General features: G+C 72.0%; 9 protein-coding genes. All 9 read left to right on the top strand.

Annotation, left to right across the window (positions count from 1 at the left end):
- The first annotated feature begins 35 nt into the window (after positions 1–35).
- The 9 genes from F6A08_RS15980 to F6A08_RS15940 are packed head-to-tail and all read left to right on the top strand — an operon-like array spanning position 36 to position 14949.
- Positions 36–1007: an AAA family ATPase gene (locus F6A08_RS15980; protein ID WP_124894775.1), complete on the top strand. Its 972-nt coding sequence runs from the start codon at positions 36–38 to the stop codon at positions 1005–1007.
- On the top strand, positions 1007–2269 hold the full coding sequence (locus F6A08_RS15975) for a DUF58 domain-containing protein (protein WP_124894776.1): 1263 nt from the start codon (positions 1007–1009) through the stop codon (positions 2267–2269). Before F6A08_RS15980 ends, F6A08_RS15975 begins: the two co-directional genes overlap by 1 nt.
- On the top strand, positions 2266–4662 hold the full coding sequence (locus F6A08_RS15970) for a transglutaminase TgpA family protein (protein ID WP_151459997.1): 2397 nt from the start codon (positions 2266–2268) through the stop codon (positions 4660–4662). Before F6A08_RS15975 ends, F6A08_RS15970 begins: the two co-directional genes overlap by 4 nt.
- Positions 4659–5975: an RDD family protein gene (locus tag F6A08_RS17885; protein WP_151459996.1), complete on the top strand. Its 1317-nt coding sequence runs from the start codon at positions 4659–4661 to the stop codon at positions 5973–5975. Before F6A08_RS15970 ends, F6A08_RS17885 begins: the two co-directional genes overlap by 4 nt.
- Complete coding sequence (locus tag F6A08_RS15960; RefSeq protein WP_017204351.1) at positions 5972–6784, top strand: PP2C family protein-serine/threonine phosphatase; 813 nt, start codon at positions 5972–5974, stop codon at positions 6782–6784. Before F6A08_RS17885 ends, F6A08_RS15960 begins: the two co-directional genes overlap by 4 nt.
- Positions 6784–8082 (top strand): FHA domain-containing protein, encoded by a 1299-nt coding sequence (locus F6A08_RS15955; protein WP_151459995.1) that lies wholly within the window; start codon positions 6784–6786, stop codon positions 8080–8082. Before F6A08_RS15960 ends, F6A08_RS15955 begins: the two co-directional genes overlap by 1 nt.
- Positions 8079–9758 (top strand): serine/threonine-protein kinase, encoded by a 1680-nt coding sequence (locus tag F6A08_RS15950; RefSeq protein ID WP_151459994.1) that lies wholly within the window; start codon positions 8079–8081, stop codon positions 9756–9758. Before F6A08_RS15955 ends, F6A08_RS15950 begins: the two co-directional genes overlap by 4 nt.
- The gene (locus F6A08_RS15945) at positions 9755–10480 is read left to right on the top strand and encodes a hypothetical protein (protein WP_040568851.1); all 726 of its coding nucleotides are present in this window, start codon (positions 9755–9757) and stop codon (positions 10478–10480) included. Before F6A08_RS15950 ends, F6A08_RS15945 begins: the two co-directional genes overlap by 4 nt.
- Positions 10477–14949, top strand: coding sequence for an FtsK/SpoIIIE domain-containing protein (locus tag F6A08_RS15940; RefSeq protein WP_151459993.1), 4473 nt, complete (start codon positions 10477–10479; stop codon positions 14947–14949). Before F6A08_RS15945 ends, F6A08_RS15940 begins: the two co-directional genes overlap by 4 nt.
- Positions 14950–14977 lie beyond the last annotated feature (28 nt).

Here is a 14977-nt window from a genome sequence, read left to right as displayed (position 1 = left end):
ACCCGAACTCTCCCACGACAAGGAACGACATCCTCATGACAATGACCCCCGAGCAGGCCGCCTGGTTCCAGGGCACCTTCCAGCGCCTCGTCGACAACGTCGACAAGGCCGTGCAGGGCAAGCAGGAGATCGTCGGCCTCGTGCTGGCCTCGATGCTCGCCGAGGGGCACGTGCTCCTCGAAGATGCACCGGGAACCGGCAAGACCAGCCTCGCCAAGGCGCTCGCGGCGACCGTGCAGGGGACCAGCGCCCGCATCCAGTTCACGCCGGACCTGCTGCCGTCGGACGTGACGGGCGTGACGATATACGACCAGCAGTCGCACCGCTTCGAGTTCCACAAGGGCCCGATCTTCGCGTCGATCGTGCTCGCCGACGAGATCAACCGCGCGTCGCCGAAGACCCAGTCCGCGCTGCTCGAGGTCATGGAGGAGTCGCGGGTCACGGTCGACGGCGTCACGCACGAGACCGGGCGCCCGTTCCTCGTGATCGCGACGCAGAACCCGATCGAGCAGGCGGGGACGTACAAGCTCCCCGAGGCCCAGCTCGACCGGTTCCTGATCAAGACGTCGATCGGCTACCCCGACCTCGCCGTGACGGAGAGCATCCTCGCCGGCGCCTCGGACCGCAACCCCTCCGCGGGCCTGTCCGCGATCATCACGACCAGCGCGGTCGCCGACATGGCCGATCTCGCCGCCACGGTGCACGTCGAGCCCGCCGTGCTGCGCTACGTCGCCGAGCTCGCGGAGGCGACGCGCGAAGACAGTGCGATCCGGCTCGGCGTCTCGGTCCGCGGCGCGATCGCGATGATCCGCATCGCCAAGGTGTGGGCGGCCGCACAGGGGCGCCACTTCGTGCTCCCCGACGACATCAAGACCCTCGCGCGTCCGGTGTGGCAGCACCGTCTGCTGCTGGACGCCGAGGCCGAGTTCGCCGGCACGAACAGCGACACCGTGATCGCGCGCGTGCTCGACGCCGTGCCGGCCCCGCAGGCCCGAGCGGCGGCCTGATGACCGCGGAGGCACTTCCGGCGTCGCCGCCGCAGACGGAGCGCGACGCCGACTGGCGTGACATCGCGGCCGTCGTCGGTGCGCGCGTGCTGGTGCGCCTCCGGAAGATCACCGCGGCGATCCGTCCGCTGGCGTGGGTGCTGATGGCCCTCTCGATCGCCTTCTGGGTGCTGGGGCAGATCGCCGGCTGGGCGGAGTTCATCGTCGCGGCCGTCGTGATCGCGATGGCCGTCGCCCTGTGCGCGCTGTTCCTCATCGGGCGCACCGCCTACGACGTCGCCCTCGACCTCGCGCGCACCCGGGTGGTCGTCGGCGAGCGCGCGGTCGGTGCGCTCACCCTCGCCAACCGCGGCACCAGGGCGATCCTCCCGTCGCGTGTGGTGCTCCCGGTGGGCTCCGGCCGCGGAGAGTTCGGGATCCAGCGACTCGCGCCCGGAGAGGAGGCGGAGGAGCTGTTCGCCATCCCCACCCACAAGCGCGGTGTGGTCAAGGTCGGACCCGTCAGCGTCGTGCGCGGCGACCCCCTCGGTCTGTTCGAGCGCGCGCATCGTCGCGACGACCCGGTGGATCTCTACGTGCACCCGCGCACCGTGCTGTTCGACGGGCAGTCGCTCGGGTACCTGCGCGACCTGGAGGGCCTCCCCGCCGCCGACCTGTCGCGCGACGACGTGTCCTTCCACGCGCTGCTCGAGTACCAGCCGGGCGACGACCTGCGCCACGTGCACTGGCGTTCCACGGCGCGCACCGGCACGATGATGGTCCGCCAGTACGAGGAGACCCGGCGGTCGCACTTCGTGATCGCGCTGTCCCGGTCGCTCGCCGACTATGCCACCGAAGACGATTTCGAGCTCGGCATCTCGGCCGCCGGCTCCATCGGCCTCCGCGCTCTCCGCGACTCGCAGCGCGTCGACGTGCGGGTGCAGGGCCGCGAGCTGCCCGCCGGAACGGGCAAGCAGCTGCTCGACTCCCTCGCCGCCGTCGAGAACAGCAAGGCCAGGGAGGGCGGCATCGCCGACCTGGCCGGGATCGTCTCCGCGACCATGCCGCTCGCGAGCGTCGTGGTGCTGGTGTGCGGCTCGCGTGTGCGCTCGGACGATCTGCGGCTGGCGTGCTCGCGCCTGCCGTTCGGGGCGAAGGTGCTCGCCGTCGTGACGGACACGACCGCGGCCGCCCCCGCCCTGCGACGCATCGGAGACGCCGACGTCGTCACGGTCGGCGCGCTCGAGCAGATCCCCCTCGCCCTGCAGAAGGTGCTCGCATGACCGCGCCCGCCTCCGCTCCCGCCGGCCTCGCCCCGCGCCGCTGGATCCTCGATCTGACCGCCACCGCGCTGCTCAGCGTGACCGCGCTGGTCGGGTTCTGGCCGTCGTTCGCCGGACCGTCGTTCCTTCCCGCCGTCATCGGCGGCGTCCTGCTCGGGCTCGCCATCGCGGCGGTCGCCGCCTGGCGGCGCTGGGGCATCCTGATCATCGCCGGCCTCACGGTCGGCGCCTACTTCGTGTTCGGCGGCGCCCTGGCGCTGCCGCAGACCGCCATCCTCGGCGTCATCCCGTCGCTGGAGACGCTGCGGCTGCTCGCGCTGGGCACCGTCACGGCCTGGAAGCAGATGCTCACGACGGTCGCCCCGGTCTCCGCGGCCGACGGGCACCTGATCGTCCCGTTCCTGCTCGCGCTCGTCGTCACGACCCTGACCGCGTCGCTCGCGCTGCGCCTGTCCCAGGTCGCGTGGGCGCTGCTGCCGTCCGGCGTGCTGCTGATGCTCGTGATCGCGCTCGGCACGCCGGAGCCCGCATTCCCCCTGGTGCAGGGCCTCGTGTTCGCCGTGGTCAGCATGGTCTGGCTCGCCCTCCGCCAGCTGTGGGCCCCGCAGAACCTCGCGGTCTCGGTGAGCGAGGTCGATCCGTCCCGCGCCGCGCACATGCGCACGCGTCGCCTGCTCGCGGGGGCCGCGGTGCTCGCGATCGCCGGCGGCGCTGGCGTCGCCACCAGCGCGGTCGCGACCCCCGCTCAGCCCCGGCACGTGTTCCGCGACGTCATCATCCCGCCGTTCGACATCCGCGACTATCCCAGCCCGCTGCAGGCCTTCCGCAAGAACGTGCGGGACGAAGCCGACGAGACCCTCTTCACCGTGCAGGGGCTGCCGAAGGGCGCCCGCATCCGCACAGCCGTCATGGACCAGTTCGACGGCATGGTCTACAACGTCACCGACGGCGGACCGACCTCGTCCAGCGCGTTCACCCCGCTGCGCTCGAACATGTCGCCCGACGCCGAAGGCGTCCCGGTGACGCTGAGGATCGAGATCGACGGGTACCGCGGGGTCTGGATGCCCACGGCCGGAGCGCTGTCGGAGATCCGCTTCGCCAGCGACGACGCCGAGGAGCTGCGCCGCGGCACCTACGTGAACACCGAGACGGGCACAGCCGTGGCCACTCCGGGGCTCGGCGCGGGAGACGACTACACGGTGGATGCCGTCATGCCGGCCACGCCGGACGACGAGCAGCTCGCCGAGGTCGCGTTCGGATCCGTGACCATGCCGAAGCCGAGCAACGTGCCGGAGGAGCTCACCTCTCTCGCCGCCGAGACGGTCGCCGGCGCCGAGACCCCCATCGAGCAGGTCAGGGCGCTGGAGAACTTCCTGGCCGAAGGCGGCTTCTTCAGCCACGGTCTCGAGGGGGAGGTGCTCTCCCGGGCAGGACACACCGCAGAGCGGATCTCGACCCTCGTCGGCGCCGACCAGATGATCGGCGACGACGAGCAGTACGCCGTCGCGATGGCCCTGCTCGCCGGGCAGATCGACATCCCCGCCCGTGTCGTCATGGGGTACTACCCCGACGAGGAGCAGGCGGGCGAGGCCGTGTTCGAAGCCACCGGCGACAACGTGCACGCCTGGGTCGAGGTCAACTTCGACGGGATCGGCTGGGTGACCTTCAACCCCACGCCGCCCGAGGACCAGGTCCCCAACGACCAGAACACCAAGCCGCGCGTCGACCCCAAGCCGCAGGTCCTGCAGCCGCCGCCCCCGCCGCAGGAGCCCGTCGACCTGCCGCCCACGCTCCCCGACGACCGCGAGTCCGAGGACGAGAGCCTGAACCTCGCGGGCATCATCGGGCTGATCCTGCTGATCGGCGGGATCTCCCTGGCCGTGATCGCGCTGCTCGCCTCGCCGTTCATCGTGATCGGAGCGTGGAAGGCCGCGAGGCGCCGTTCGCGCCGCGCCGCCGCCCGTACCTCGGACCGCATCAGCGGCGGCTGGGACGAGCTCACCGACCGCGCCATCGACTACGGCGCGCGCATCGCCCCCGGGGGCACCCGTGTCGAGGAGGCGGCCGTGGTGGCCTCCGCGCTCACGGTTCCGCAGGTCACCGCCCTCGCCGAGCGCGCGGACGCCGACGTGTTCGGCCCCGCCGATCCGACTCCGCAGGACGTCGAGACGTTCTGGAACGAGGTGGACGAGATCGTGGGAGGGCTCGGGAAGGACGCCGGCTTCTGGAAGCGCATCAAGGCGCGCCTGAGCATGCGCTCGCTGCTCGGCGGGACCGCGATCTCGAGCGGCCTGCAGAATCTGAAGGAGGCGGCGACCGCGCGCGTGCGCCGCGAACCTGGCACCATCGAAGACAGCACGCCGCCGCCGTCCTCGGAGAGGGAGACCCCATGACGCAGCCCGCGCTCGACCAGATCGCGCCGATCTCCCGCCGCGCGATCGCCTACCTCATCGACGCCCTGATCGCGGGCGGGCTGGGCGTCGTGCTCGGCGGAGCACTGATCCTCGCCTCCACACTGTCGGGAAGCCTCGAAGCGTCGATCATGACGCTGTTCATCGGCGGCCCGATCGTGGGGCTGCTGCTGCTCGCCTGGTTCATCGTCTACACGCTCATGCAGGCAGGCGCCGGCTCGATCGGCATGCGGTCGCAGGGTCTGCGGCTGGTGTCGGCAGCGGACGGGACGCCGCTCGGGTTCGGCCGCAGTCTGCTCCGCAACATCATCTTCGGTCTCGCCGCCGCCATCGTCGTCGGATACTTCAGCCCCCTGTTCGACGGCTCAGGGCGCTTCCAGGGGTGGCACGACAAGGTCGCCTCGTCGCTCATGCTGGATGCGCGGATCCCTGCGCCCGAGCCGGTCGTCGAGGAGGCGCCGGAGCCGCCGGCGCCGCCGCTGCTCCCGGCGCCGTCGTTCGAACGGCTTCCTCCCGCGCCCATGCCGGGCTTCGCCCCCGCGGCGCCGGCGGCCCCGACGACCGCCCCGACGCCGGATGCGGCGCCCGTGGCACGCGACTTCGCAGCCCCCGCGCAGGATTCCGGCATGATCGCGTACGTCCCCGGCATCACCCAGGACGCTCCGCCCTCCCGTCGCTCCGCGCGGTCCGAAGCAGACGCCGCGGCTCCGTCGCCCGCGCCCGCAGCTCCTCCCGCGCCCGCCGTTCCGGCGCCGGTCGCCGAACCTCCCGCGGCCGCTGTCCCGGCGGCGCCGCCGGTCCCTCCGGCTCCGCCCGTCCCGCCCGCTCCGGCGGCAGGCCCCGCTGCGGCGGCAGCCCCCGCGTCCGCTCCCTCGGCCCCGGCCGGCGCGCCGGCCCCCGCTGCACCCGTCGCTGCCGCACCGACACCCGAGCCGGCCGACGACCTGGAGGAGACGCGGATCAGCATCCCGGGGCACCGGCTGGTGTTCACCTGGGATGACGGCACGCGCATCCCCGTCTCCCGCCGCACGGTCTTCGGACGCAACCCCGCTCCGGAGGAGGGCGCGCTGGTCGTGCCGGTCCGGGACGAGACGCTCTCGCTGTCGAAGACGCACTTCGAGGCCGCCGCCGAGACCTCGGGGGGATGGGTCGTCGACCGGCACTCGACGAACGGACTCACGATCGTCCGCGACGGTCAGCGCATCGCGTGCCCCGCAGGTCAGCGTGTGCCGATCAAGCTGGGAGACGTGATCGAGATCGGCGACCGCGTCGTCATGGTCGGAGGATACGCATGACCGTCCCTCTCGTCGTCGCCACAGGAGCGGCGACCCACTCCGGGCTCCGGCGTCCGCTCAACGAGGACTCCTACATGGCGAGCTCGCCGCTGTTCCTCGTCGCCGACGGCATGGGCGGACACGAGGCGGGGGAGCGCGCGAGCGCCACCGTCATCGACGAGTTCGCTCGCCACATCGGCCGGGAGGACCTCGAGCTCGAGGACCTGCTCGACACCCTGGCTCGGGCTCGGCTCGCGGTCGAGGCGCTGTCCGGAGCCGCGAACGGCCGCGCCGGAACCACGCTCAGCGGCGTCGTGGTCGCCTCGGTCGAGGGCATGGGGTACTGGCTGACGGTGAACATCGGCGACTCCCGCACGTACCGCTTCGCCGATGGCGAGCTCGAGCAGATCAGCGTCGACCACTCGGTCGTGCAGGAGCTGATCGAGGCGGGCGAGCTCACCGCGGCGGAGGCCGCGACGGACCGTCGCCGGAACATCATCACGCGCGCGATCGGGGCGAGCAGCACCGGCGACGCGGACTACTGGCTCTTCCCCGCCGAGCTCGGCGACCGGATGCTCATCTGCTCGGACGGGCTGACCACCGAGGTCTCCGACGCGCGGATCGAGCAGATCCTCGGATCGGAGCCCGACCCGCAGCGTGCCGCCGACATCCTCGTCGACGAAGCGGTGCAGGCGGGCGGGCGGGACAACGTGACGGTCGTGGTCGTGGATGCCGTCTCCGTCGCGTCGCGGCGCGGTGCCCTGCTCCAGACCGACGACATCGACGCCGACACGCGCCCGCGCGAGGCCGCAGCAGGAGGGGTTCGCTGATGCAGACGATCTACCGACCGGGACAGTGGTACCTGATCGTGATCCCCGGAGCCCTGGTGGCGCTGCCGCCGGACGCCTCCGGCGACACGGTCGCCGAGCTGTGGGAGCGGCTTCCTCAGGAGCGGAGCCTCGCGACCGTCATCGACGTGCTCACCACGCGACTCGCGGGATCCTTCGCCGACATGCCCTCGTTCGTTGCTGCGGTGCTGGAGGGGACGGACGCCCGCATCGCGGTGCGCGGCCCGCTCACGGTGCAGGTCACCGGCGCCGACGCGCAGGAGCAGAGATTCTCCGGCGCCGAGGTCACGACGTGGAGCGAGCGGTTCGTCCCCGCGGTCTCGACGATGGAGATCACCATCGACGACGACGCGCCGGCCACAACCCTCCCCGTGCAGAGCGGGATCGTCTTCGCGGCCGCCGTGAGCGCCGAGATCGAGCCCGCAGACGCGGAAGCGGCTCCGCTCACCGCCGGTCCCGTCCCGGTGATCGACCGCAACGACGCGGCCGGCGCATCCGCCGCGGAGACCGGCGTTCCGGCCGTTCCGGCACCGCCGACCCCGGCTCCCGTGGTCGACGTGCCCGTCCCTGCCGCCGTCCCTGCCGTCGTGCCGCCTGCTGCGCCGGCGGTCGTCCCCGTGCCTGTGCCCGACGCGGACTCCGCGCCCGGTGACGGGATCGTCGACGCCACGCTGGTGCCGAGCGAGGCGACCTTCGCGCCGCCCGCCGACGAGTTCGATCACCTGTGGGGGGAGACCGTGCACACCCCGATCGAGGACGCGGCGGTCCGACCGAGCGAGGAGCCGGAGGCCCCCGCCGCGGAGGCCGAGGCGCCGAGCGGCGATCACGACGGCGCCACGATCTCCGCGGAGGAGCTCCGCAGCATCCGCCAGACGGCACCGCCCGCACCCGACGCACCCACCGAGGTTATCCCGGTCGAAGCTCCGGCGGCGCCGGCGTCGACCGGGCGCATCCGGGTCTCATCCGGGCAGGTGGTCGCGCTCGATCGGACGGTCATCATCGGGCGTCGTCCGCGGTCCACGCGGGCCAGCGGCGCCAATCTGCCGCACCTGATCGCGGTCGAGAGCCCGCAGCAGGACATCTCCCGCAGCCACCTGGAGATCCGGCCGGAGGGTGACACGGTCGTCGTCATCGACCTGCACACCACGAACGGATCTACCCTGCTGCGGCCGGGAGCCGACCCGATGCGCCTGCACCCCGGCGAGCAGACGCTCGTCCTGTCGGGTGATGTGGTGGACCTCGGCGACGGGGTGACCGTCGCCTTCGAGGACCTCCCGTGAATCGCCGCCCCTCGCCGCCGCCGGCCCTCCCCGGCTTCACGTATGTCGAGCCGCTGGGCACGGGCGGGTTCGCCGATGTCTTCCTGTACGAGCAGGAGATGCCCCGGCGACGCGTCGCGGTCAAGGTGCTCCTCGCCGACCGCATCTCCAGCGGTGCCGCCCAGGAGTTCGCCGACGAGGCGAACGTCATGGCGATGCTCTCGACGCATCCGGCGATCGTCACGATCTATCAGGCCGGCGTCGCCGGCGACGGACGCCCGTACCTGGTCATGGAGTACTGCCCGCGTCCGAACCTGCAGATCCGCTCGCGCAAGGAGCCCTTCTCGGTCGCCGAGGCCCTGCGCGTCGGCATCCAGGTCGCCGGTGCCGTGGAGACCGCGCACCGGGCGGGCGTCCTGCATCGCGACATCAAGCCCGCGAACATCCTCGTCACGGAGTACAACCGTCCGGCCCTCACCGACTTCGGCATCGCCTCCACGACCGGCGCGACCGGAGAGTCCTCGGGGATGTCGATCCCGTGGTCGCCGCCGGAGTCGTTCGCCGAGCCGCCGCAGAGCGGTCCGCGCACCGACGTCTGGGCGCTGGGCGCCACGCTCTACACGCTGCTGGCGGGCCGTTCACCGTTCGAGCGCCCGGGAGAGCGCAATTCCAGCGCCGACCTGATCGAGCGCATCGAGCGGGCCGCGCTGCCCTCTCTGGCGCGGCCGGACTCACCCGACAGCCTGCAGCGGCTCCTCGAGCGCGCTATGGCGAAGAACCCCGACGACCGGTTCCCGAGCGCGGTGGCCTTCGCCCGCGCCCTGCAGAAGGTGCAGATCGAGCTCTCCCATTCCGTGACGCCGATCGACATCGTCGACGACCACCCGCCGGCGGAAGACCTCGAAGACGACGGCGACGGCCTCACCCGCGTGCGGGAGATCGTCAGCATCGACCCCGGGATGCACGGAGCCACCCGGCCCTCCGCGCTGACGCAGCCGAAGGGACCGTCGGTCGCTGTCCCGGACGCCCCGCGCTTCGACATGCCGGCGCGGCCGGAGCCGTCCGTCGAGCAGACGCAGCGACGCACGCCGCGGTCGGCAGCGGACGCGCCGGTCGCGCCGTCGCCTGCACCGTCCGTCGTGCCGCCGACGCCCGGAGACCGCGATGACCGGACGATCCTGCGTCCTCCGCAGGTCGTGCAGCCCGAGGCGCCGGTCTCGCCGGCCGTCGCCCCGACGCCCGCCGCCGCTCCGGTGGCAGCGGTGGAGGAGCGCTCGCCGCGGAGTCGGAAGGGGCTGTGGATCGGACTGGCCGCCGCGGCCGTCGTCATCGTCGTGGGAGGAATCGTCGGCCTGAACGCCCTCGTCGCCGGCCTCGAGCCCCAGCCCGACCCGGAGAGCAGCGAACAGGCGGTCGACCCGCAGGATCCGGTGTCCGACGCGGTTCCCCGCGTGACGGACGTCGCCGGAACGCGGGCGGGGGACCAGGTCACGTTCACCTGGACGAACCCCGACCCGCGCGAGGGCGACAGCTACATCTGGACTGAGACCGGGGGCGCGTCCGACGGCGCCGTGAAGCAGGCCGCCGACGAGACGGTCACATTCGCACCGGCCTCCTCGGGCGAGGTGTGCATCGAGGTCATGCTGCGTCGCGATGACGGTCGCGCGTCCGAACCGACCACGGGGTGCGTCCGATGACCGCGCCGGCGGGGGTGACGGTCGAGTTCGCCGGGGAGTACTTCCCCATCGAGCCCGGCCGAAGATTCGTCGTCGGCCGCGAGGGCGACCTCGAGCTCGACGACAACCTCTTCCTGCATCGCCATTTCCTGGAGATCAGCGACGGCGAGGGACTGTGGTGGCTGGCCAACATCGGCACGAGGCTCACCGCCACGGTCACCGACTCGGCCGGCGGTGTCCAGGCCAGGCTCGCCCCCGGCGCCCGCCTCCCGCTGGTGTTCGAGACGACCACCATCGTGTTCAGCGCGGGCCCGACCACCTATGAGCTCGTGCTGCACGCCGCGGAGCCCACCTTCCGGGCGACGCAGCGCGAGCACGACGACGGCGGCGCCTCGACCATCGGCGACGTGCCGCTCACCCTGAGTCAGAAACTGCTGATCCTCGCGCTCGCGGAGCCGCAGCTGCGTCGCGACGGCACCGGCATGAGCGAGATCCCGTCGTCGGCGAAGGCCGCGGAGCGCCTCGGCTGGACGGTGACGCGCTTCAACCGGAAGCTCGACAACGTGTGCGACAAGCTCGACCGGATCGGCGTGCCCGGGATGCGCGGCGGGCAGCGCAGCTTCGCGACGAACCGGCGAGCACGACTGGTCGAGCACGTCATCGCCTCGCGCATGGTGAGCAAGGACGACCTCCCGCTGCTGGATGCCCCGCAGCCGAGTGAGGCAGAGGGAGACAACGAGTGAAGGTACGGCTGACCCTGCTGCGCCAGGGCGCGGCATCCAGCGACATCGAGGTCACGGCCGAGAACACCGCGACGATCGGCGAGATCGCGGCGATGATCGTGCGCGCGGACCCGCTCGGATCCTTCGCGCACGCCGACCCCACCGCGGTCACTCTCGAGGCGTACAGCTCGGTGGTGTCGGGACCGGGGGATCTGCTCGCCCCCGAGTCGACCTTCGCGCACGTCGGCCTCGCCCACGGCGCGACCGTCCGCGTGGTGCCCGCGTCCTACGAGCAGCGTCCGGTGGTCGGACGCATGGAGGTCGGAGCCGGTCCGGGGGCGCGGTCGATCGCGCTCACCCGAGGCACCATCGTGCTCGGTCGCGACGAGTCCTGCGATGTCGTGATCGACGACCCGCTCGTGTCCAAGCGCCACGCCCGGCTCGAGATCGGCGACCGGGTCGAGCTCATCGACCTGAACTCCGCCAACGGGATCATCATCGACGGCGCCTCCGTGGTGCGTCTCGTCGCGGCGGACGGCGAGCTCGCCGTGGTGCTGGGCGACACCCCCGTCCGCGTGAAGGTGGAGGCGGGGTCCACCGCGCCCACCACGGTCGAGGCCTCGATCCGCCAGGTCGAGTTCGTGCGCTCGCCGCGCGTGGAGGAGCGCTACCTCGGCGAGGACCTCGACGGCACCGACCTGCCCGTCCCCGCGCGCAAGCAGCCCTTCCCCCTGCTCACGCTGGTCGCCCCGCTGCTCATGGGCGGTGCGATGTACGCGTTCACCCAGAGCATCCTCTCGATCATGTTCGTCGCGCTGTCGCCGCTGCTCATGATCGGCACCTGGCTGACGACGAAGAACCAGCAGAAGCGGGAGCTGGAAGAGGACAAGAAGCGCTTCGAGGAGCAGCTGGAGCGGCTCGACGCGCGGCTGCAGAGCGAGCGGGAGCGCGAGATCGACGTCCGTCGCCGCGAGGTGCCCCTGCTCCGCGAGGTCAGCGACGCCGCGCTCGCCGCAGGTCCCCTGGTGTGGACGCGTCGCACCGAGCACTGGTCGTTCCTGCACGTGCGCCTCGGCATCGGCGACACGGCCTCCCGCAGCTCGGTGAAGGATTCGAACGGTCGCGATCGCGCCATCCCCGAATACGTGGAGAAGCTCGACGCCGTGGTCGACGCCACCCGGATCGTGCCCCAGGTGCCGATCCTGGAGGACCTCACTGACGTCGGCGCCCTCGGCATCGCCGGTCTCGGCGGACGGTCCACGGGCTATGCCCGCGCTCTGCTCGCCCAGCTCACGGGGCTGCATGCCCCGGCCGACGTCGGCGTGGTCGGACTCTGGGGTCCGCGCTGGGGTGCTCAGCTGGCCGATGCCAAATGGCTGCCGCACGCCTGGTCGGCGCAGGCGGTGCTCGGCGTGCAGCCGATCGGCGACGGCCCGACCTCCGCCGGGCAGATCGTCGCGCGGCTCGAGGAGCTCATCGCGACACGCTCGACCCGCAACGGCGACGCCGTGGAGCTCGGCGCGCTCGAATCCGAGAAGGCGGCGACGAACAGCGGATCGAAGGTCGGCGAGGACTCGCGCAGCCGCCACGACTCCGTCCCGAAGCCGGCCATCGTCGTGCTCATCGCCCCGGACGCCCCCGTCGATCGCGGGCGTCTCATCCAGCTGTCCGAGCGCGCCGCGATGCGGGGGATCTTCCCGGTGTGGCTCACCGAGGACGCCGCCGCCCTGCCGGCCTCCTGCCGCACGTTCGTCGAGCTCGGCGCGACCGACAGCGCCCACTTCGTGCGGCTCGGCGAGGTCGTCGAGAACCTCGCCGTCGACGAGCTCACCCGCGAGCAGTTCGCCGTCTTCGCCCGAGCCCTCGCGCGCCTGACCGACGCCGGAGAGGTCGCGCTCGACCGCAGCGACGTGCCGCGCACGATCTCGATGCTCCACCTGCTCGGCCGCGACATGGCGACGCAGCCGGAGAGCGTGGTCGACCGCTGGACGCAGAACGACTCCCTCCACTCCCGCCGCAAGAGCGGATCCGCGCGGCGGTACCAGCCGAAGCTGCGCGCCCTCGTCGGCGCCGGGGCCGAGGGGGCGCTGCAGCTCGACCTTCGCCAACAGGGTCCGCACGCCCTCGTCGGCGGCACCACAGGCTCGGGCAAGAGCGAGTTCCTGCAGGCCTGGGTGCTGGGCATGGCGACCGAGTACAGCCCGGAGCGCCTGACGTTCCTCTTCGTTGACTACAAGGGCGGTTCGGCCTTCGCCGACTGCGTGAGCCTGCCGCACTGCGTCGGCATCGTGACCGACCTGAACGAGCACCTCGTGCGCCGCGTGCTCGTGAGCCTCCGGGCGGAGCTGCACTACCGGGAGCACTTGTTCAACCGGAAGAAGGCCAAGGACATCCTCGAGCTGGAGCGTGCCGGCGACCCGCAGGCGCCACCCGCCCTGGTGCTCGTGATCGACGAGTTCGCTGCGCTCGCCAAGGAGGTCCCCGAGTTCGTGGACGGTGTGATCGACATCGCCCAGCGCGGCCGGTCCCTCGGCATCCACCTCATCATGGCGACGCAGCGACCGGCCGGCGTCATCAAGGACAACCTGCGCGCCAACACCAACCTCCGCGTGGCGCTGCGCATGGCGGACGAGACCGACAGCAACGACGTGATCGGCACGAAGGACGCGGCGCTGTTCGACCCGGGGACGCCCGGTCGCGGTATCGCGAAGACCGGTCCCGGCCGCATGACGCTCTTCCAGTCCGCCTACTCCGGCGGATGGAGCCTCGGCGAGAGCGACGGGGTCGACGTCGCGATCACGGCGTTCGGCACCACGGATCAGGGTCCGTGGGAGCTGCCGATCGATGAGAACGCGGTGGTCGTCGACGAGGATCTCGGGCCGAACGACCAGCAGCGACTCGTCAGCACCATGGTGCTCGCCGCGCAGGCCGCGCAGGTCGAGAAGCCGCGCCGGCCGTGGCTGGACGAGCTCGCCCCGACGTTCGACCAGCTGAAGCTCCCGCAGCGCACCGACGCCGCCCTGCTGCTCGGAGTCGTCGATCAGCCGGAGCGTCAGGAGCAGGTGCCGTTCCACTTCCTGCCCGACACCGAGGGCCACATGGTCATCTACGGCACCAGCGGCTCGGGCAAGAGCGCCGCCCTGCGCACCCTCGCCGTGTCGGCTGGCATCACCCCGCGCGGCGGCCCCGTGCAGGTGTACGGCCTCGACTTCGGCTCCGGGGCGCTGCGCATGCTGGAACCGCTGCCGCACGTCGGCTCGGTCATCTCCGGGGACGACGCCGAGCGGGTTGCCCGCCTGTTCGCCACGCTGCGCAGTGAACTCGACCGGCGCGGCGACGCATACTCCGCGGTGGGCGCGGCGACGCTCACCGAGTACCGGGCGCTGTCGGGCAAGTCCGACGAGCCGCGCATCGTCGTCCTCATCGATGGCTTCGCCGCGTTCCGCAACGACTACGAGGCCGTGATCGGTCGCACGGACACATACAACGCGCTGCAGGAGGTGCTCTCGGACGGCCGCGCGGTCGGCATCCACGTCGTGCTGTCCGCCGATCGGTTCCAGAGCATCCCGAGCGCGCTGAACGCGATGCTGCAGCGCCGGGTGGTGCTGCGCATGGCCGACACCGACGCCTACAACATCCTCAACGTCCCCAAGGATGTGCTGACCCCGGAGTCCGTTCCCGGGCGGGCGATCGTGGGCGAGAACGAGGCGCAGATCGCGATCATCGGCGGCACGCGCAGCATGAAGGAGCAGTCGCTGGCGATCGAGCGGATGGCGGCCTCGATGTCGCGCCGCGGCGTGCCCGACGCCCCTCCGGTGCGGGCGCTGCCGCTCAGCTACCGCCTGGACGACGTGCCGGCCACGATCGGCGATCAGCTCGTCGTCGGTCTGTCGGATGCCGACCTCGGACCCTTCGGGATCGAGCCGACCGGCACCTTCGTGATCGCGGGGCCGCCCGCCAGCGGCAAGAGCAATGCGCTCGCGGCGATCACGCAGCAGGTGCTCCGGGCCCGTCCCGACACGCCGACGCTCTTCCTCGGCTCCACCCGGTCGCCCGCGCGGCACGCCGTGTCGTGGACCGCGACCGCGGCCGACGGCATCAGCGGCACCGCCGCGGTCGCCGCGATCGTGGAGAAGGCGGAGCAGGGCCTGAAGCCGGTCGTGGCCGTCGAGGGCGTCGCCGAGTTCGCGTCGTCGCTGTTGGAGATGCCGCTGTCGGACCTCGTCAAACGAGCCACCCGCGGCGAGCTGCTGCTGCTGTTCACGGGCGACACGAGCGAGTGGACGAGCAACTTCGGACTCCTCGGCGAGATCAAGCAGGCCCGACGCGGAGTCGTCCTGCAACCCGAGACCATCGACGGCGAACTCGTGCTGAAGTCGCCGCTGCCGCGCATCGGACGCGGCGAGTTCCCGGTGGGTCGTGCGGTGCTCGCGCAGCGCGGCAAGGTCGTCCGCGTGCAGTTCCCGCTCGTGATCCCGGAGACCGTCTGATCCGGCGTGTCGCGATGATGGGGACTTC

The organism is Microbacterium algeriense, assembly GCF_008868005.1.
Lineage (GTDB): Bacteria > Actinomycetota > Actinomycetes > Actinomycetales > Microbacteriaceae > Microbacterium > Microbacterium algeriense.
The sequence above is the reverse complement of the archived record's forward strand: the minus strand, read 5'-3'. Positions and strand labels throughout refer to the sequence as shown.

Coding starts and splice junctions, on each gene's coding strand:
- F6A08_RS15980 (WP_124894775.1), top strand. CDS start 36: ATGACAATGACCCCCGAGCAGGCCGCCTGGTTCCAGGGCACCTTCCAG.
- F6A08_RS15975 (WP_124894776.1), top strand. CDS start 1,007: ATGACCGCGGAGGCACTTCCGGCGTCGCCGCCGCAGACGGAGCGCGAC.
- F6A08_RS15970 (WP_151459997.1), top strand. CDS start 2,266: ATGACCGCGCCCGCCTCCGCTCCCGCCGGCCTCGCCCCGCGCCGCTGG.
- F6A08_RS17885 (WP_151459996.1), top strand. CDS start 4,659: ATGACGCAGCCCGCGCTCGACCAGATCGCGCCGATCTCCCGCCGCGCG.
- F6A08_RS15960 (WP_017204351.1), top strand. CDS start 5,972: ATGACCGTCCCTCTCGTCGTCGCCACAGGAGCGGCGACCCACTCCGGG.
- F6A08_RS15955 (WP_151459995.1), top strand. CDS start 6,784: ATGCAGACGATCTACCGACCGGGACAGTGGTACCTGATCGTGATCCCC.
- F6A08_RS15945 (WP_040568851.1), top strand. CDS start 9,755: ATGACCGCGCCGGCGGGGGTGACGGTCGAGTTCGCCGGGGAGTACTTC.